The sequence below is a fragment of the Streptomyces marokkonensis genome (assembly GCF_008312835.1).
In the GTDB taxonomy this organism is placed as follows: domain Bacteria; phylum Actinomycetota; class Actinomycetes; order Streptomycetales; family Streptomycetaceae; genus Streptomyces; species Streptomyces marokkonensis_A.
The window spans coordinates 44,369-62,676 of the sequence record NZ_VSKS01000007.1; the positions used below are offsets into that span (position 1 = coordinate 44,369).

The window sequence follows — 18,308 nt, forward strand, 5'->3', positions numbered from 1 at the left end:
AGCGCCTCCGGCACGCGGTCCGACCGCCGGCGCAGTGAAGCGGCCCCGCACGCACCAGGAGGTCCCCGCCGCCATGACCGCGTCCACGCCCGGTCCCCGCCCCCGCGCCGCACTGGCCATGTCCCCGGACACCGCCGCGGCCGTCCTCGACACCGATTCCCTGGCCGCGCTCGCCGCGCTGTGCGACCTCGCCCCGCTCCCGGCGCTGGACGACCTGACCACGCCCCGGGCCCGCGCCGCGCTCGCCGACGTCGACCTGCTGGTCACCGGCTGGGGCTGCCCGCCCCTCGACGCGGACGTGCTGCGGGCGGCGCCCCGGCTGCGGGCCGTCGTGCACACCGCGGGCAGCGTACGCGGCCACGTCACCGACGCCTGCTGGGATCGCGGCATCGAGGTGTCCTCGGCCGCCGCGGCCAACGCCGTGCCGGTCGCCGAGTACACCCTCGCGATGATCCTGCTCACCGGCAAACGCGTGCTGGATTCCGCGCGCGAGTACCGTGCCTCGCGCACCGAGCCGGACTGGCTGCGCACCCCCCGCACGGTCGGCAACCACCACCGCACGGTCGGCATCCTGTCGGCGTCCCTCATCGGCCGCCGGGTCATCGACCTGCTGCGCCCGCACGACGTCGAGGTACTGCTGCACGATCCGTTCGTCGACGACGGCGGGGCCCGGGAACTGGGCGTGGAGCGGGTCGGTCCGGCGGAGCTGTTCCGGCGCAGCGACACCGTGAGCGTGCACACTCCGCTGCTGCCCGAGACCCGCGGGCTGGTCGGCCGTGAGCTGATCGACGCCATGCGCCCCGACGCCGTACTGATCAACACGGCGCGCGGCGCGGTGCTCGACCAGGAGGCTCTCACCGACGCGCTGCTGGCCGGCCGCATCCGCGCCGTGCTCGACGTGACCGACCCCGACGTCCTGCCGTCCTCACACCCGTTGTGGCAGTGCGACAACGTCCTGCTCACCCCTCATCTCGCGGGCTCCCAGGGCAACGAATGGCGCCGGCTGGCCGATCTGGCCCTCGCCGAGATCGCGCGCTGGGCCTCCGGCGAGGGCTTCCTCCACCCCGTCCGACGCGAAAGGCTGGCCTACCTGGCATGAGCATCCCGTTCGAACCGCCCGCCGACGACCTCGGCGTCAGCCCCCGCACCGGCTGCACCCGCGCCCGCTCGGAGGCCGTCGCGGACGGACTCCTCGCCGCGGCCCGGCGCTGGAGCACCCCCCGCTGCGCCCTGCTGGGCGACGGCTGGGGCCGGGCCGCCTCGTGGCACCGGCCCGTGTTCGCCGGAGGCCCGCCGATGGTGCCGGGCCTGCGGGTGGAGAGCGTCACCTGGCGCGCGGCCGGTACGAACTGCGGGCGCACCGGGTGGTGGGGGCGCCCGCGGGATCCCGTGTCACCCACACCGGCTGGGCCACCGGCCCCGAGGAGTCCCTGACGTCCGCCCTGTACAGGGCGCACGGCTGGGACGAACCGTCCCCGGTGCTCGTCCGCGCCCCTCGGGGAACGGCCTGGACCACCTGGGCCCGGGTGCCGCGTCTCACCGGAAGCCGCGCACCTCCGTGCATGTCGCCCCGGCGCCGCTCACCGAGGACCCCGACACCGCGCCCCTGCCGGAGGCCGTCGAGCACGTGCTGGTGGACGGCGGGGCGGTCGAGGTCGTCTGGGCCGGCGGCAGGGCCCGCACCCGGATCACCTTCGAGCCCGTGGAGGTGCCTCACACGGAGCGGTGAGCAGGTGAGGCGGCGTCAGGACCCGTCGCCGTCCACCTTCGGCGCCTGCTCGGCGGCGTCGGAGGGGGTGTAGAAGACCGACGAGCCCTGCTTGGTGCGCTGGACCTGGTTGCGGGCGACGAGACCCTCCAGAGTGCTGCGCACCACCGTGGTCTTGATGGTGCGCTCCGGGTGCGCCTCCGTGAGCGCACCCGCCACCTCCGCGGCCGAACGCGGCTCGCTCTGCTCGCTCAGATGCCGGCGGACGAGTTCCACCAGCTTGGGCCCGTCCGCCCCGGCCGTCCGTGCCTTGCTTTCCTGCGCCTTGGTTTCCTGTGCTTCCTGCGCCGTGGTCTCCCGCGCCTTGGTGTCCGATGCCTTGGCCGCCCGCGCCGCGGGCCGCTCCGCCTTCGCCGCGGACGGCTTGCGCGTCTGCTTGCCGGGCGCGGTGCGCGCGGCCGCCTTCTTCGCCCGCTTCGGCTTGTCCGTGCCCGACTTGGCACCGCTCCTGCCGCGCGGTGCCGGGACGGTCGCACCGCCGGGCGCCGCCCCGGCCCCGGTGGCGTCCGCGCTGTCGGGCGCGCCCGCGGGCTCGGCGGGCGCCGGGACGAGTCCCAGCGCCTGCTGCATGTTCACCAGGATCGCGTGGTCGTGCCGAAGCACGGTCAACTGCTCCTGCAGCGCGGCGATCTCCGCGGTGACCCGCTCCTGCTCCTTGACGTTGCGCTCGAGGTCGTCGGCGACCTGAGCGGTGTACTGCGACGCGAGGTCCGTGGCGGTGGTCGAGTTCTCGGACATGACGGTGTCTCTTTTCTGGCCGTTGGTTCCCCTGGTGGCCAGCCATGGTACGGCCGCATGCGGTTGACCGTTTCTTCTGTGCGGCCCCGGTTGACGTCCGTCCGCGGTGCCGGGGAGGCCGGCGCCCCGACAAGGACGTTGTGCGCATGCCATTGACAACCGCCGCAGGCACAGTGGTCCGCGGCCCCGATCCGGTGCTCGGCAAGAGCGTCACGGCCGGCGGTTCCCACGCCGGCCATCCCGCCGCGAACATCACCGGCGGACGCCGACTGAGCTACCGGGAAGGGCCCGCCGGGGCGTCCCCGCAGTCGGTCCGCGTCGACCCGGGCGGCTCCGTGGAGGCCGATCAGGTCGCGCTCAAGCCGCCCACCACCTGGGAGGCCCGCACCCAGACCCTCGCCGTCGAGGGGAGCACCGACGGCTCCTCCGTCACCAGCCTCTTCCCTTCCGCCCCCACCGGTTCGATCCCGACGGCGGCAGCACCGTCACCGTGGACTTCACGGCCCGGGACGTGCGCCACATCCGTGTCCGGGTGAGCGCCGACACCGGCTGGAACGCCGCCCAGCTGTCGCAGATCGAGGTCCACGGCGGCAACCCGGAGGAACTGCCCGTCCAAGGCACCGACCCGGCACGCGGCGAACCCGTCGAAGCCTCCTCCACGATTCACTCGTTCGTGGCGGCCAACGCCAACGACGGTCCCCGGCACCTACGGGGAGTCCCACGGCCATCCCGCCGACCTCACCGTCGGGCCGGGCGCCGACGCCGACCTCAGCGGTGTCGTCGTCAGGCCCGGCCCCGGCTCCGCCTGGGGCAACTTCGTCCTCGGCATCGACGACAACACCCGGATCCCGGACATCGCCGTCACGGCATCATGCCGGCGACCGACCACGACCCGCTGCCCTTGACGTCCACGACTCCACCTACGACGGCATCCGGTTCAAGCCGGGCGGCGGAGCGGTGCCGGACGCCCGGATCACGGGTGTCACCACCGACAGGTCCAGCAACGGCTCCGGCCTCCTCGCCATGGGCGGCGCCCGCGGCGGCGCCACTCCGACGGACGTCACCGTCACCGGTTCCGCCGAAGGGGACGTGGAGATCGAACCCGGCTCGCCCCTCGTGATCCACCGGTAGCACCACGCCCGCGCGGTACTCCGTCCGGCGGACCCGTACTCCACGCGGGGTGCGCGCCCGTCACCCGCGCGGGTGGCTTTCCGCGCGGAACGATTCCCTCACGGGGGCACGCGGACGGGGGACTTCACGGGACTCGCGCGGGGAGCTGAGGCGAATCCGGCGAGTCGAAGTCAGGCTGAGGGCATGGCTTCATCGATCGACCGCCCGCACCGTCCGCGTCCCCCCGCTCCGCCCCGGGCCGCGCGGTGGACCGGCGTCCCCGTCCGAGCACGCGGCCGTGTGTCGTTGCCGGCCGTCGTCCTGGTCGCCGTCGCGGCCGCCCTGACGGCGTGCGGGACGGGAACCGGTACCACGACGCGTGACGTTCCCGCCGCCACCCTCCCGGCGGCCGGGCCGCCGGGCACCGCGGACACCGCCCAGGGCCGGGCCGGCGCCGGGACGGAGACGCAACCGCCCGCCAGGATCCCCGGCCTCGGCCCCCGGACGCTGGCGTGGATCCCCGGCAACGCCCGCCAGGTCCTCGTCGTCACCGGCCGGGGCAGGGACGCCAACCGCTCCGAGGCGGTGCTGTACGAGCACACCGGCTCCGGCTGGGAGGCGGGTCCGGCGTGGCCCGCACGCAACGCCCTGAAGGGCTGGACCGACGACCACTGGGCGGGCGATCTCCGCTCCCCGATCGGCGTGTTCACCCTCACCGACGCCGGGGGACTGCTGCCCGATCCCGGCACCGAGCTGCCCTACGACCGGTCGGACGGGTTCAGCGTCAGCGGCACGGGATTCGCGGGGGAGCCGCTGGAGGGGTCCTTCGACTACGTCATCGCCATCGACTACAACCGCGAACCGGGCACCACCCCGCTGGACCTGACCCGTCCGCGCGGGGCCGACAGGGGCGGCGGCATCTGGCTGCACGTCGACCACGAGGGGCCCACACAGGGCTGCGTCAGCCTCCACGAGCGCCACATGAAGGAACTCCTGCGGGCCCTCGACCCCGACCGGCACCCGGTGGTCGTCATGGGAGACTCCGCGTCCCTGAGCAGGTGAGGCGTACGACCGAGGCCGGTGCTCCGGGTCGTGGAAGCATCCGGTGTCCTGCGCACGGCCGAACGCGGCGCGGGAGGCGGCGAGCGACCGGGGCGTCGGCCGGTCGCGGTAGGGGCACAACGGGTCAGGGCGGCGAGGGATCCGGCGTACTCGGACGTGCTCAGCGCGCTGTGCCCGCGCCCGCCGGTGAACGTCGGCACCGGGTGGCGGTCCCGGTGGGGTGGGCACCCTGGCGTGTCGCGGTGGGCCGCCTCGTGCTCGACGAAGGCGGTCCGGGCGGAGTCAGCCGGCGCTCCGCGACCGTCCGCCGTCGTCGCGCGGGGGCCGGCCGGTCGCGGATTCCCCCGCCGTCAGGTGCTCCAGCACCTCGACCAGCTCCTGACAGGCACGCTCCACGGAGCGTCTGGTGTTGCGCTGCTCGGTGATCACCGCGGACAGCAGCAAGGACGTCAGAGCCATCGCCCCGTTGAACGACTGCAGATTGACCATGACCTCCACCTCCGACATGTGCGCGAAGGGCCCGAGACGGTCGGTCGCGGCGATGGTGGCCATGACGGAGGCGAACAGGGCGCACAGCATGCTGCCGGGCAGCTGGAACCGCAGAGCCGCCCAGATCAGCAGCGGGTAGATGGCGAACAGCAGACTCGCCGGGCTGCGCGTGGCCACCGGCACGACACAGCCCGCGATCACCGCCAGACCCACCGCCTCCTTCCACCGCGACCAGTCCAGCGGGGCGCGCACGCCGAGGAGCATGAGCAGCACGGGGGTGATGAGCAGGACGCCCATCGCGTCGCCGACCCACCAGGCCAGCCACACCCCCCAGAAGCTCCTCCCGGGGAGATCACCCGTGGCGACCAGCAGGCCGGCGCCGACGGACGAGCTGATCAGCATGGCCGAGAAGGCGCCGAGGAACACCAGCGCGAGACAGTCCCGTAAGCGGGCGAGGTCGGTGCGGAAGCCCACCCCGCGCAGCAGGAGGTACCCGCACACCGGCGCCGCGGTGTTGCCGGCGAGGACGCCCACCGAGGCGGGATGCAGGGAGGTGAGGTGCGCGAGGACGAACAGGGCGCCCAGCGCGATCCCCACCCAGCAGCGCAGCCCGAAGACCAGCAGACAGGCGACGGCCACCCCGGTCGGCGGCCAGACGGGTGAGACCACCGCACCCGCGACGGTCAGTTCGCGCAGCAGCCCCAGTCGCCCTCCGGCGTAGTAGCAGGCGGCGACGGCCAGCGTCTCGAGCACGAAGACGGCCGGTGTACGAAGTTCCTGGCGAGCCACCACACAAGCCATCACACACCGGCCCCACCGCGACGGCGAGGCGAGGCGAGCGGTCCTGTCGGCCCTATGGAGGACTGTCCAGTCTGTCGTGCCCGATCACGAGGACGGCCGCGTCGTCCTCGTGTCCCACCCGCTCCGCGCCCTTGATGACGGCCGCGGCGAGCGCGTCGGCGTCCAGGCAGGCGACGGCCGCGATGCCCGCCAGCCGCGCCACCTGGTCGAGGCCCTCGTCGAGCGGCATGGACGGGCCCTCGACCACCCCGTCGGTGAGCATCACGAACACCCCGCCGGTGTCGAGCCGGTAGCGGGTGACGGGGTAGACCGCGCCGGACTGGATCCCCAGCGGCGGACCTCCCTCGTCCCGGGTCACCCCGGACCGGCCGTCCGCGGTGGCCCACACGCACGGCAGATGCCCGGCCCGGGCGCTCTCCAGCAGCCGGGTCCCCGGGTCGAGGCGCATGAAGGTGCAGGTGGCGAACAGATCGGAGCTCAGGGACAGCAGGAGTTCGTTCGTCCGGGCGAGGAGCTCCCCAGGATCGCTGTCGACGGAGGCCAGTGCCCGCAGGCCGACCCGGACCTGTCCCATGAAGGCGGCCGCCTCGATGTTGTGCCCCTGTACGTCACCGATGGACAGGCCGATCCGGCCGTCGGACATGGTGAACGCGTCGTACCAGTCGCCGCCCACGTTGAGACCCTGGTACGCGGGCGCGTAGCGCACCGCCAGCCGCACACCGTCGGCGACCGGCAGCCCCCGCGGCAGCATGCCGCGCTGCAGGGCGATGGCCAGTTCCACCCGGGAGCGCTGCACTTCCGCCTGCGCACGTGCCTGAGCCGTCAGCGTCCTGAGCCTGACCAGAAGCTCGTCGCCGTCGTCCGTGGAGCCGGTGCGGGACATGGATCACTCACTCGGGCGAGGACACTCACGCGTGGTGTCCGCCCATGGGGGCGAAGCGGGTGTTCATATATGAAACGGATGATATCCAGCCGGGGGACGGCCGGGCCAGTCGCGTCCCCTCCGGAGCCGCCGCCCCGCGGCACCCGCGTTCCGGCCCGCCCCGTCACCGGACCTGTCTAGGCTGTGCGCATGGAACAGCGGGAGATCATGCAGCGGAGCGTCGGCATCCTCACCGAAGCCCTGGAGATGCGGCGGCGACTGCGTGAGAACCCGGACGCCGACGTGACCGGGAACGGGGCGGTCGCCACGCTCCTGGAGGAGATGCTGCCGCACGTCCAGTTGCCGGCCGACGCGAGCGCGCGCGAGGTGGCGGACATCGTCACCGAGAAGCTGGGCCCCGCCATCGTGCAGATCACGTCCGCGCTCACCTTCGCCTTCGTCCAGCTCGCCGAGATCCACGACGAGGGCCGCACCGACGTGTCCTCCGCCGACGTCCTGCGCTCCATCTCCCTGCACTACGAGACCGGCGGGAAGGGTTAGTCCCGGGCAGCTGCCCCTGTACAGGCCACGGTTGAAGGATCCCCGGCAGGGGAGGGATCTCACATGGAGTGACAACGATGTCACATCCCCTGGACGGAGGCCTTCCGTGCTCAGATCGTCGCGTACGTCGTCAGGCGGCCCGCGTCAGACCTTGCTGCCCGCCTGCCTCGCCCTCCTTCTCGGCCTCGTGCTCGCCGCCGGTATCCTCGCCGCACCGGCGCACGCCGCCGGTCACGACGGGGGAAGCGGAACCGTGCGCCAACCCCGCCCACTTCGGGACGGCGTCACCGCGGTCGTCCGCCTCGACCCCGCCGACGGCACCGCCGCCGTGGGCGTGGACGACGAGGTCGGCGGCAAGGGCGGCGTGTCCTTCGAGGTCCTCGCCGACGGCAGGAGCGTGCTGACCACGGAGGTGCTCGACGGCACCGGTGCGGCCCGGCGGATCGACGTCGACGTCACCGGCGTCGAGCGGCTGACCCTCCGGGTCACGGACGGCGGGGACGGCGTCGACTCCGACCACGCCGACAGGGCGGACGCGCGGCTCATGGCGTAGGGCCGGGGTCCGGTGGGGGAAGGGCGCACGGACCGGCGGGTCCCCGCGCCCTTCCCGCCGGCGGTCGTCCCGGCTCGGGCGGGTGCCCCGCCGAAGCCGAGTTCGTTCCCGCCGGTGTCCCGGTACACGGCCTTGCGGCCGCCGTTGGCGTGGGTCTCGGGCGCTCGGGGGCCGGCGGACGGGTGCGCGCACCCTTGACGCCTTACGCGCCAGTAGCGATCCTCGCCCCAACGCCTTTGTGCCGGTCATGTCAACTCCGCGACGGAGGGACGTGCGTGATGACGACGTACCGCACACGACGACACCTCGGGGTCGTCACACTGCTCCTCCTCGTGCTGGCCGCGGCCCTGGGCCCGACACCCAGCTCGGCGGCCGACGGCGACTGGTGGGATCCGGTCGCCCGGCCCGCGCCCGACTCGGCCATCGGCGTCACCGGCGAGCCGTTCAGGGGAACCGGCTCCTCCGGTGAGGTACGCGGGTTCGTCGACGCGCACAACCACATCATGTCCAACGAGGCCTTCGGCGGCCGGCTCATCTGCGGCAAGGCGTTCTCCGCCAAGGGGATCGCCGACGCGCTCAAGGACTGCCCCGAGCACTACCCCGACGGCTCGCTCGCGGTCTTCGACTTCATCACCAACGGCGGTGACGGCAGACACGACCCCGTCGGCTGGCCCACGTTCGAGGACTGGCCCGCACACGACTCACTGACCCACCAGCAGAACTACTACGCCTGGATCGAACGGGCCTGGCGCGGCGGCCAGCGGGTGCTGGTGAACGACCTCGTCACCAACGGCGTGATCTGCTCCGTGTACTTCTTCAAGGACCGCGACTGCGACGAGATGACGTCGATCCGGCTCCAGGCGAAGCTCACCTACGACATGCAGGCATACATCGACGGGATGTACGGCGGACCGGGAAAGGGCTGGTTCCGGATCGTCACCGACAGCGCCCAGGCCCGGGACGTCGTCGCGCGGGGCAAGCTCGCGGTCGTCCTCGGAGTCGAGACCTCCGAACCCTTCGGGTGCAAGCAGATCCTGGACGTCGCGCAGTGCGACAGGGCCGACATCGACGCCGGACTCGACGAGCTGCACGCGCTGGGTGTGCGCAGCATGTTCCTGTGCCACAAGTTCGACAACGCGCTGTGCGGGGTGCGCTTCGACTCGGGGGCGCTCGGTACGGCGATCAACGTCGGGCAGTTCCTGTCCACCGGCACCTTCTGGCGCACGGAGAGGTGCGCTGGTCCCCAGCACGACAACCCCATCGGTCTCGCCTCCGCGCCCGGCGCCGAGAAGAGGCTGCCGGAGGGCGTGTCGGTCCCCGCGTACGACGAGGACGCGCGGTGCAACACCCGCGGGCTCAGCGCACTCGGCGAGTACGCCGTGCGCGGCATGATGGAACGCAACATGATGCTCGAGATCGACCACATGAGCGTCAAGGCCACCGGCAGGGTGCTCGACATCTTCGAGGCCGAGTCGTACCCGGGTGTCCTCTCCTCGCACAGCTGGATGGACCTGGACTGGACCGAACGGGTCTACGGCCTGGGCGGGTTCGTCGCCCAGTACATGCACGGCTCGGAAGGCTTCGTCGCCGAGGCGGACCGCACCGGGGCGCTGCGCGACAAGTACGGCGTGGGCTACGGCTACGGCACGGACATGAACGGCGTCGGCGGCTGGCCGGCCCCGCGCGGCGCGAACGCCCCGAACCCGGTCACCTACCCCTTCCGCAGCGTCGACGGCGGCTCCGTCCTCGACCGGCAGAGCACCGGCGAGCGCACCTGGGACCTGAACACCGACGGTGCCGCGCATTACGGCCTCGTCCCCGACTGGATCGAGGACATCCGGCGGGTCGGCGGGCAGGACGTGGTGGACGACCTCTTCCGGGGTGCCGAGTCCTACCTGGACACGTGGGGAGCCTCCGAACGGCACCGGGCCGCGGCGAACCTCGCCGAGGGCGCCGCGGCCACGGCCAGTTCGGCGGAATGGAACCCGTTCACCAGCTACGCGCCCGGTCGCGCCGTGGACGGCGACCGGGGAACCCGGTGGGCCAGTGACTGGAGCGACGACCAGTGGCTGGGCATCGACCTCGGCGCCGTCCACCGGGTCGGGCGCGTCACCCTGGACTGGGAACGCGCGTACGGGAGGTCGTACCGCATCGAGCTGTCCACCGACGGCACCGACTGGCGCACCGCCTGGTCCACCGCCTCCGGCGACGGCGGCCTGGACACGGCCGTGTTCACCCCGTCACCCGCCCGCCACCTGCGCGTGCGGTTCCTGGACCGGGGGACCGAGTGGGGCTACTCGCTCCACGAGGTCGGTGTCCACGGACGGTGACCCGGCGCCGTTCAACCACCCTGTGACAACGCCCCGTCCAGGAGCGTGCGGACCGCGTCCAGGGCCCTGGCCCGGTCGGCGGGGACGAGCCCGATGCGGGTGCGGCGGTCGAGTACGTCCTCCTCGTCGAGCGCTCCCTCGTGGCGCAGGGCCCAGAGCAGTTCGGCGCCGGTGACCGGATATCCGGGCAGGACCGGTTCCCCGAGCCGGGGGTCCCGCGCGGCGAGGGCCTGGACGGCCGGTGCCTCGGTGCCGTACAGCCGCACGAGCCGGCGGGGCGCGGGGAGGGCGGCGAGGACGTGCGGCGGTGCGGCGCCCACCAGGGGCAGGGACGCGGTGGGGGACGGGCCGGCCGCCAGCCCGCGGACGCGGACGGCGGCGTCGACGGCGTCCTCGGCCATGCGCCGGTACGTGGTGAGCTTGCCGCCGACGACCGTGATGACGCCCTCCGGGGAGGTGAGCACCGCGTGCCGGCGTGAGAGGTCGGCGGTCCTCGGAGCCGCGTCCGCGTGCTCCGCCGTGGTGTCCAGCAGGGGACGCAGCCCGGCGAAGGCGCCGACGACGTCGGCACGGTGGACCGGGAGGTGCAGGACGGAGCAGAGGACGTCGAGGAGGAAGCCGATGTCCGTCTCCGGTGCCTCCGGGACGTCGGGGACGTCTCCGTCCACGGGTTCGTCGGTGAGGCCGACGTAGACCCGGCCGTCCTCCTGGGGCAGGACGAGGACGAAGCGGTTGCTCTCCCCGGGGATCGGGATGTGCAGGCCCGCGGTCAGCGGCCCGAGGCTCTCGGGGCGCAGGACGAGATGGGTGCCGCGCGAGGGCCGTATCCGCACGCCGTCGACGAGGCCGCCCGCCCAGACACCGGACGCGTTGATCACCGCGCGGGCGCGGATCTCCCCCTCCTCGCCGGTGAGTTCGTCCCGTACCCGGGCGCCCGTCGAGGTCAGCTCCAGGGCCCGGACGCGGGTGAGGATCCGCGCGCCGCGCGCCGCGGCCGTACGGGCGAGGGCGGTCACCAGCCGGGCGTCGTCGGTGAGCCGGCCGTCCCAGGACAGCAGGCCGCCGCGCAGGCCGTCGCGCCGCAGTGCGGGGGCGAGATGACGGGTCTCCACCACGGAGAGCCGGCGCGGCGGGGGCAGGGTGGCCCGGGCCGTGCGGGCGGCCAGCCGCAGCGTGTCGCCGGCCCGGAAGCCCGCCCGGGCCAGCGCGGCCTGGCCGCGCGAGACCAGCGGGGTGAGGGGCAGCACGAACGGCTGGGCCTGTACGAGGTGGGGGGCGGTGCGCTCCATCAGCACCCCGCGTTCGACCGCGCTCTCGTGGGCCACGTCGAGCCGTCCGGAGGCGAGATAGCGCAGCCCTCCGTGGATGAGCTTGCTGCTGAAGCGGGAGGTGCCGAAGGCCAGGTCGTGGGCGTCGACGGCGACCACGCTCAGCCCGCGGGCGGCGGCGTCCAGGGCGGCTCCCGCGCCGGTGGCGCCGAGACCGACGACCAGCACGTCGACCACGGGACCGCCGACGGAGCCGGTCAGCTCACGCGCGCGCCGGACGGCGGACAGGGAGGCGGCGGGGGCCGGGCCGCTGAGGGGGGTCATGGCGTGAGGGTCCTCTCCAGAATGCCGCGCAGTTCGCCGAGGAAGGCCTCGGAGGTGAGCTCGGGGTCGTCCTCGTCGGTCATGGTCCGCAGGGACAGGGTGAAGGACTGCACGATCAGCAGCACCGACCGCGCCTGCCGCTCCGGGTGGGCGGTGCGCACAGAGCCGTCCGCGTGCCCCTCGCGCAGCGAACCGGCCAGCAGTTCCAGCAGGGCCTCCTGGCTCGCCCCGCGGCGGTCCAGCACATAGGGAAGGAGCAGTTCGGGATCCACGTCGAGGATCTTCCGGAACAGCGGATGGACGCCGAAGGCGCGCACCGCCGCCACCAGACCCTCGGTGATCAGATCGCGCGCGGGCACCCCCGGCCGGGGCTCGGGAATGGCCCCGGTGGCCACCGCGATCCACTCCCGGGTCATCAGGTCACCGACCAGCGACCGCACATCGGGCCAGCGCCGGTACAGCGTCATCCGGGAGACCCCGGCGCGGCGGGCCACGTCGGTGAGCGTGGTGCGGCGGACCCCGACGGCCAGGACGCAGTCGCGCACCGCGTCGAGCACCGCGTCGTTGTCGGATCCACCGGAAGCGTTGTGACGAATAGGCGTCATGTGTCACAGTGTAACGCCACGTGAGGCCGTCGTGCGACGGCATCGCCCGTTTCCGACCGATGAGGACGACAGCCATGGACATGCTGTGGAGCGGCTGGGGCGACCCGGCCAAGGCGACGCCGCTGCCCGACACGGTGATCGGGCTGTTGCGCGATCTGCTCGGGGTCAAGCCGCGCGGGGCCGGGCCCGTCGCCCTCGAGGACCTGGCCGTCCCCGAGAGCGCGCTGGCGCCCGCCGCGCACCGCGCCCTGGTCGCGGCCCTGGGCGGCGAGGCCCAGGTGCGTACCGACGCGGAGACCCGCGTCCGGCACACGCGCGGCAAGTCCACCCCCGACCTGCTGCGCATCCGCGAGGGCGACGTCGCCGCCGTCCCCGCGGCCGTACTCCTGCCCGCGGACCACGACGAGGTGCTCGCCGTCCTGCGGGTGTGCGCCGAACACGGCCTGCCGCTGGTGCCGTTCGGCGGCGGCACCTCCGTCGTCGGCGGCCTCGCCCCCGAGCGGCGCGACACCTTCGTCGCCCTGGACCTGCGGCGCATGGACGGCCTGCTCGACCTTGACCCGGTCTCCCGCACCGCCACCCTCCAGCCCGGCCTGCGCGCCCCGCGGGCCGAGGCGCTCCTCGCCGAACACGGCTTCACCCTCGGCCACTTCCCCCAGTCCTACGAGTGGGCCACCATCGGCGGCTTCGCCGCCACCCGCTCCAGCGGCCAGGCGTCCGCCGGCCACGGCCGCTTCGACGAGATGGTGCTGTCCCTCACCCTCGCCACGCCCGAGGGCACCCTGGACACCGGCCGCGCCCCCCGTTCGGCCGCCGGACCCGACCTGCGCCAGCTCGTCCTCGGCTCCGAAGGCGCGTTCGGCGTCATCACCTCGGTGACCGTACGCATCCGTCCGGTCCCGCGGGCCGCCGTCTACGAGGGCTGGCACTTCCCCTCGTTCGAGGAGGGCGCCACCGCGCTGCGCCGGCTCGCCCAGGACGGGCCGCGGCCGACCGTGCTGCGCCTGTCCGACGAGACCGAGACCCTGATCGGCCTGGCGCACCCGGACGCGATCGGCTCCGGCACGCGGCAGACCGCCGGCTGCACGGCCGTCGCCGGCTACGAGGGCACGGACGAGGACACCGCGTACCGCAGGGAACGGGCCGCGGCCGTCCTGCGCGAGTGCGGGGGCACACCCCTGGGCGAGGAGCCGGGCCGGCGCTGGGCGCACGGCCGCTACTCGGCCCCGTACCTGCGTGACGCGCTCCTCGACGCCGGGGCGTTCGCGGAGACGCTGGAGACGGCGACGTTCTGGTCACGCGTCCCCGGGCTGTACGCCGCGGTCCGCGACGCGCTCACCGCCACCCTCACCGGGGCCGGCACCCCGCCGCTGGTCATGTGCCACATCTCCCACGTGTACGAGAACGGCGCCTCGCTGTACTTCACCGTGGTCTCGGCCCAGGGCGAGGACCCCGTGGCGCACTGGACCCGCGCCAAATACGCGGCGAACGAGGCGATCCTCGCCGCCGGCGGCACCATCAGCCACCACCACGGCGTCGGTACCGACCACCGCGACTGGTACGTCCGGGAGGCGGGCCCGCTGGGCATCGACGCCCTGCGCGCCGTGAAGCGGCGGCTGGACCCGGCGGGACTGCTGAACCCCGGCGTCCTGCTGCCCGCCGACTGACGGCGGACCCCTCGGTTCGTCCGCCCGTCCCCACCCCGTCGGCCCGCCCCGAAAGGCATTCCGATGCGACAGTTCACCGCCGTCGTCAACCCCACCGCGGGCGCGGCCACCGCAGCGGCCGCGCTGCTCGCCCTGGCCCGGCGCCTCCGCGAGGAGGGCGCCGACCTGCGGACCGAGTACAGCCGCAGCCTGGACCACGCGCGGGAGCTGGCCCGCGACGCCGGACAGCGCGGGCGGGTCGTCCTCGCCGTCGGCGGTGACGGCATCGCGGGGGGCGTCGGCGGCGCACTCAGCGGAACGGGCGCGACCCTCGGCCTCGTCCCGGCCGGCCGCGGCAACGACTTCGCCCGCGCCCTCGGACTGCCACGGGACCCGGAGGCCCTGGCCCGCGTCCTGCTCCACGGCGAGCCACGGCAGGTCGACACCATCGAGGTCGCCTCGGCCGTCCACGACCGCACCGTCGTCCTCGGCAGCGTGTACGCCGGTGTGGACGCGCTCGCCAACCGCCACGCCAACCGGTCCAGGCTGCTGAAGGGGTCCGCTTCCTACTACGCGGGCGGGCTGCGGGCCGTCACGACCTGGCGGCCCGCCCGCTACCGGGTCACCGTCGACGGCACGGAGCACACGCACACCGGGTACACGGTGGTGGCCGCCAACTCCGGCTTCTACGGCTCCGGCCGCATCATCGCCCCCGACGCCCGCGTCGACGACGGCCTGCTGGACGTCGTGATGATCGAGGAGGCGCCCAGGCGGCTGTTCTTCGCACTGATGAACGACCTCGGCACCGGCGCACACGTCCGCCGCCCCCAGGTGCGCATCCTGCGGGGGAGCGAGATCCGCATCGAGGCCGACCGGGACATCCCCTACGGCACCGACGGCGAGGTCGACGCCGTCCTCCCCGTCACGGCCAGGGTCCTGCCGGGAGCGCTGCGCGTCCTGTGCTGACGGCCCTGTTCTCGTACAGCTACGGCGAACGGACACGTAGCGCTGAGTGACTTCGGCACCTTGGTGAAGCGGCCGGTGCGGTAGGCGCTGGTGACTGCGTCGCTGCGCGATCGGCACGGCGAGGCGGGGGCGGCCTTGCACTTCGGGCACGGATGGAGGGCCTGAGCGACGTGGTGAGTTCCGTTCTCACCGCGCCGGGCCGGTCTCTGGTCTCGTGGTGCGGGCGGCGTGGGCGTAGCGGGCGGCGAGGTCCCCGAACGCGGCGGCCAGTTGGGGTGGGCCGATGACTTCGATATCGGTGTCGAAGCGGCCGATGGCGGCGGCGAGTCCGGTCCATGACCAGGAGCCGAGGATGAGCCGGCAGTGACGGGAGCCGAGGTCCTCAACGATTCCGTCCTGGGCGAAGGGCGCGACATCGGCGGCCGGGAGGCGGAGGATGACTTCGCCTTGGCAGGGCCAGTCGGTGGTGGTGCCGTCGTTGCCACGGAACCGGCTGGTGATGAAGGTGGAGACGGTGCCGCCGGGGAGGTCACGAGGGGTGAAGCGGGGGCCGGTGGGTGTGCGGGGCCGGATGCGGTCGACGCGGAAGGTACGCCAGTCCTCGCGGTGGAGGTCCCAGGCCACGAGGTACCAGCGATGACGCCAGGTGACCAGGTGGTGGGGTTCTGCGCGGCGGACGTCATCGGCCGAGGTGCCTGGACCCGGGGCGTAGTCGAAGCGCAGTTCCTCGCGGGCGTGGATGGCGCGGCTCAGGTCCATCAGGACCCGGGCGTCGACCCGGGGGGTGTCGCCGGCCGCTGCGGGCGGTTGTACGGCGGTGATGTGCAACAGGTCGATGCGGTGGCGCAGGCGGGGTGGCATGACCTGACGGAGGGTGGCCAGCGCGCGGGTGGCGTCTTCGGCGACGGTGGTGCCGGCGGCCGCGGTCTGCAGCGCGACGCCCAGGGCGACGGCCTGGTTGTCGTCGAACAACATGGGCGGCAGGTGAGTGCCGGCCTCCAGGCGGTAGCCGCCGGCCGGTCCTTTGAGGGTCTTGATCGGGTAGTCGAGTTCGCGCAGGCGGTCGATGTCACGGCGCACTGTGCGCGACGTGATGCCGAGACGCTCGGCGAGATCATCGCCTGACCAGTCACGGGGCGTTTGAAGGAGCGAGAGCAGCGCGAGCAGCCGGGCAGATGTCTTATGCACGGCACCCATATTCCCTGGAGTACCGGACACGACCTGTCCTCTACCCCTGCCATCGTGGCATACGAGCCGTTCGGGAGGCATCGCTCCTGGTCACGGCAGCCGCCGCTGAGCCGGGACGGTCGGCGGTGTATTCACCACATCGAGCAAGGAGCAGGTCATGTCCGTCACGACCACCACTCACCTGAACTTCCGGGGCGCCGCACGTGAGGCGCTGGACTTCTACCAGTCCGTCTTCGGCGGACGTACTGTCGCGGTCACCTACAAGGACGCGGGCGCCGTACAGGACGAGAGCGAGGCGGACTGGGTGATGTGGGGCGAGGTGGCCGGCGATAACGGCTTCCACGTGATGGCCTACGACGTGCCCTCGCGGTTGCCCTGGAACCAGGGCGAGAACCCGTTCTTCGTCTCCGTGCGCGGCGACGACGCGGAGGAGATCAGCGGCCTGTGGGGCAAGCTCGCCGAGAGCTCGACCATCGTGCGTCCGCTCGAGCCCGCGCAGTGGGCACCGCTGTACGGCATGCTCACCGACCGCTTCGGCATCACCTGGGTCCTGGACGTCACCGCTCCGTACAACGGCTGAACCAACCGACCGGCCTGACATGCCTGCGCCGTCCGGGCCGCAGCCGCACGGGCGGCCCGGACGGCGCAGGCACCGAACCCGTACGGCAGCGGAAGGAAACGGGACGCCGTGAGGATGCGGAAGCCGGGACGGACCGGCATCGAAGTCGGTGCCTCCTGCCTGGGCACCATGATGTTCGGCAGAAATGGGCACTCCTGATCACGACGACTGCGTGCACCTCCACCTGATGCGAGGGGTCGTCGGGGTCGTCGAAGGACCCGGTGAAACGGGATGCGGGGCCTGTCCGGCGCCGGAACCGGGCCGGTGCCGCGTCCGCCTGGAACCCGCCGCCTGACCCTGCCACGAAGAGGTGCCGCATGAACCCGCGAGAGTTGTCGACCTTCGGCCACGGCACCGCGGGCCGGGAAGCCCTGACGGCCCTGCTGCACGACGCGGGGATCACCGCCGTCGTGGACGTCCGCATCGGCCCCGGCAGCCGCCGCGATCCCGACCTGGCCCGGACCCGGCTGGCCGAGTGGCTGCCCGAGGCCGGCATCGCCTACCGGTGGGAACGGGACCTGGGCGGCTTCCGCAAACCACCGCCCGACTCGCCCGACACCGTCTGGCGCAACGAGTCCTTCCGCGGCTACGCCGCCCACACCCGCACCCCCGGGTTCGTCGCCGCGATGGACACCCTGCTGGAGCAGGCCGCCCGCGAGCCGACCGCGGTGATGTGCGGCGAATCCGTGTGGTGGCGGTGCCACCGGCGGCTCATCGCCGACTTCGCCGTCCTCGCCCGTCACGTGCCGGTACGCCACCTGATGCACGACGGACGCCACACACCGCACAGCCCCACCCCGGGCGCACGCCTGCGCGAGGACGGACTGCTCGTCTACGACGACACCGCCGCCGCGGCACCGTAGACGGCGCGGCGCAACCCGGGAGTCACCCGCAGTTACCGGACACGCCCCAAGACTGGACTTGTTCGTTCTCTGGAATTATTCGCGTCTGGGCCTATAGGTTCGGCGCATGACCGCATCCCGGCCGTCGAGCACCGCCGAGGAGCTCCGCGGTGCGGGGCTGCGCGCGACGGCAGCCCGCGTCGCCCTCCTCGAGACCGTCCGCCAGGGCGGCCACCTCGGAGTCGAGACGATCGCCTCCGAGGTGCGCCGGCGCATAGGGCATGTCTCCCTGCAGGCGGTGTACGAAGCGCTCAACGCGCTGACCGGGGCAGGGCTGGTGCGCCGTATCGCACCGGCCGGCGGCCCCGCCCGCTACGAGGGGCGCGTGGGGGACAACCACCACCACCTGGTGTGCCGGACGTGCGGCGTCGTCGCCGACGTCGACTGCGCGGTCGGCGACGCTCCCTGTCTGACCGCGTCCGGCGGTCACGGCTTCGTGATCGACGAGGCCGAGGTCGTCTACTGGGGCCTGTGCCCCGGCTGTTCCACCTCCCGCAGTACCTGAACTGCGCGAAC

At 73.3% G+C, this 18,308-nt stretch carries 19 protein-coding genes and 2 pseudogenes; 14 read left to right on the forward strand and 7 right to left on the reverse strand.

The features are described 5' to 3' along the window. The first annotated feature begins 73 nt into the window (after positions 1–73). The 3 genes from F1615_RS14130 (at position 74) to F1615_RS37090 (ending at position 1,729) form a co-directional block, all read left to right on the forward strand. Positions 74–1,099: a hydroxyacid dehydrogenase gene (locus F1615_RS14130; protein ID WP_149549320.1), complete on the forward strand. Its 1,026-nt coding sequence runs from the start codon at positions 74–76 to the stop codon at positions 1,097–1,099. Continuing rightward, positions 1,096–1,434, forward strand: a complete 339-nt coding sequence (locus tag F1615_RS37085; RefSeq protein WP_149549321.1) for a hypothetical protein — start codon at positions 1,096–1,098, stop codon at positions 1,432–1,434. The genes F1615_RS14130 and F1615_RS37085 overlap by 4 nt, the downstream gene beginning before the upstream one ends. A 124-nt stretch (positions 1,435–1,558) precedes the next feature. Then, positions 1,559–1,729, forward strand: a complete 171-nt coding sequence (locus F1615_RS37090) for a hypothetical protein (RefSeq protein WP_167533746.1) — start codon at positions 1,559–1,561, stop codon at positions 1,727–1,729. Between the two features lie 15 nt (positions 1,730–1,744). Here F1615_RS37090 and F1615_RS14140 read toward each other — a convergent pair whose 3' ends face one another. Next, positions 1,745–2,506: a hypothetical protein gene (locus tag F1615_RS14140; RefSeq protein WP_149549322.1), complete on the reverse strand. Its 762-nt coding sequence runs from the start codon at positions 2,504–2,506 to the stop codon at positions 1,745–1,747. Between the two features lie 146 nt (positions 2,507–2,652). On the opposite strand from F1615_RS14140, the gene F1615_RS14145 reads away from it, so the two are divergent. The 3 genes and pseudogenes from F1615_RS14145 (at position 2,653) to F1615_RS14155 (ending at position 4,678) form a co-directional block, all read left to right on the forward strand. Beyond that, positions 2,653–3,042 (forward strand): hypothetical protein, encoded by a 390-nt coding sequence (locus tag F1615_RS14145; RefSeq protein ID WP_149549323.1) that lies wholly within the window; start codon positions 2,653–2,655, stop codon positions 3,040–3,042. Between the two features lie 367 nt (positions 3,043–3,409). Continuing rightward, positions 3,410–3,637 (forward strand): annotated as a pseudogene (locus F1615_RS14150) (hypothetical protein); the annotation flags it as partial. 183 nt (positions 3,638–3,820) lie between these two features. After that, a complete protein-coding gene (locus F1615_RS14155) occupies positions 3,821–4,678 on the forward strand; it encodes a L,D-transpeptidase family protein (RefSeq protein ID WP_244328727.1) in 858 nt (285 codons plus the stop codon). Positions 4,679–4,960: 282 nt separating this feature from the next. Here the strand turns inward: F1615_RS14155 and F1615_RS14160 are convergent, their stop codons facing one another. Together F1615_RS14160 and F1615_RS14165 are read right to left on the reverse strand one after the other, a co-directional pair. Continuing rightward, entirely contained in the window at positions 4,961–5,968 is a 1,008-nt protein-coding gene (locus F1615_RS14160) for an MASE1 domain-containing protein (RefSeq protein ID WP_208818314.1), read from the reverse strand. Between the two features lie 52 nt (positions 5,969–6,020). Then, positions 6,021–6,851, reverse strand: coding sequence for a PP2C family protein-serine/threonine phosphatase (locus F1615_RS14165; RefSeq protein ID WP_149549325.1), 831 nt, complete (start codon positions 6,849–6,851; stop codon positions 6,021–6,023). A gap of 189 nt (positions 6,852–7,040) precedes the next feature. Here F1615_RS14165 and F1615_RS14170 point away from each other — a divergent pair, with 189 nt between their 5' ends. The 3 genes and pseudogenes from F1615_RS14170 (at position 7,041) to F1615_RS14180 (ending at position 10,274) form a co-directional block, all read left to right on the forward strand. Then, on the forward strand, positions 7,041–7,391 hold the full coding sequence (locus F1615_RS14170; protein ID WP_149549326.1) for a hypothetical protein: 351 nt from the start codon (positions 7,041–7,043) through the stop codon (positions 7,389–7,391). 319 nt (positions 7,392–7,710) lie between these two features. After that, a pseudogene (locus F1615_RS37095) lies at positions 7,711–7,944 on the forward strand (NPCBM/NEW2 domain-containing protein); the annotation flags it as partial. Between the two features lie 278 nt (positions 7,945–8,222). After that, the gene (locus tag F1615_RS14180) at positions 8,223–10,274 is read left to right on the forward strand and encodes a discoidin domain-containing protein (RefSeq protein WP_149549327.1); all 2,052 of its coding nucleotides are present in this window, start codon (positions 8,223–8,225) and stop codon (positions 10,272–10,274) included. An 11-nt stretch (positions 10,275–10,285) separates the two neighbouring features. Here F1615_RS14180 and F1615_RS14185 read toward each other — a convergent pair whose 3' ends face one another. Both F1615_RS14185 and F1615_RS14190 read right to left on the reverse strand, forming a co-directional pair. Next, a complete protein-coding gene (locus F1615_RS14185; protein WP_149549328.1) occupies positions 10,286–11,866 on the reverse strand; it encodes a glycerol-3-phosphate dehydrogenase/oxidase in 1,581 nt (526 codons plus the stop codon). Then, positions 11,863–12,471, reverse strand: a complete 609-nt coding sequence (locus F1615_RS14190) for a TetR/AcrR family transcriptional regulator (protein WP_149549329.1) — start codon at positions 12,469–12,471, stop codon at positions 11,863–11,865. Before F1615_RS14190 ends, F1615_RS14185 begins: the two co-directional genes overlap by 4 nt. Before the next feature lie 74 nt (positions 12,472–12,545). Here F1615_RS14190 and F1615_RS14195 point away from each other — a divergent pair, with 74 nt between their 5' ends. Together F1615_RS14195 and F1615_RS14200 are read left to right on the forward strand one after the other, a co-directional pair. Then, complete coding sequence (locus F1615_RS14195; protein WP_149549330.1) at positions 12,546–14,138, forward strand: FAD-binding oxidoreductase; 1,593 nt, start codon at positions 12,546–12,548, stop codon at positions 14,136–14,138. Between the two features lie 63 nt (positions 14,139–14,201). After that, positions 14,202–15,083, forward strand: coding sequence for a YegS/Rv2252/BmrU family lipid kinase (locus F1615_RS14200; RefSeq protein ID WP_149549331.1), 882 nt, complete (start codon positions 14,202–14,204; stop codon positions 15,081–15,083). Here F1615_RS14200 and F1615_RS37100 read toward each other — a convergent pair. Both F1615_RS37100 and F1615_RS14205 read right to left on the reverse strand, forming a co-directional pair. Then, the gene (locus F1615_RS37100) at positions 15,002–15,379 is read right to left on the reverse strand and encodes a zinc finger domain-containing protein (protein ID WP_425385642.1); all 378 of its coding nucleotides are present in this window, start codon (positions 15,377–15,379) and stop codon (positions 15,002–15,004) included. The genes F1615_RS14200 and F1615_RS37100 overlap by 82 nt on opposite strands. After that, entirely contained in the window at positions 15,270–16,280 is a 1,011-nt protein-coding gene (locus tag F1615_RS14205; protein WP_149549332.1) for a helix-turn-helix transcriptional regulator, read from the reverse strand. Before F1615_RS14205 ends, F1615_RS37100 begins: the two co-directional genes overlap by 110 nt. Before the next feature lie 148 nt (positions 16,281–16,428). On the opposite strand from F1615_RS14205, the gene F1615_RS14210 reads away from it, so the two are divergent. The 3 genes from F1615_RS14210 (at position 16,429) to F1615_RS14220 (ending at position 18,297) form a co-directional block, all read left to right on the forward strand. Continuing rightward, positions 16,429–16,851 (forward strand): VOC family protein, encoded by a 423-nt coding sequence (locus tag F1615_RS14210; protein ID WP_149549333.1) that lies wholly within the window; start codon positions 16,429–16,431, stop codon positions 16,849–16,851. A gap of 356 nt (positions 16,852–17,207) precedes the next feature. Then, on the forward strand, positions 17,208–17,753 hold the full coding sequence (locus F1615_RS14215; protein ID WP_149549334.1) for a DUF488 family protein: 546 nt from the start codon (positions 17,208–17,210) through the stop codon (positions 17,751–17,753). A gap of 106 nt (positions 17,754–17,859) precedes the next feature. Then, complete coding sequence (locus tag F1615_RS14220; protein WP_149549335.1) at positions 17,860–18,297, forward strand: Fur family transcriptional regulator; 438 nt, start codon at positions 17,860–17,862, stop codon at positions 18,295–18,297. Positions 18,298–18,308 lie beyond the last annotated feature (11 nt).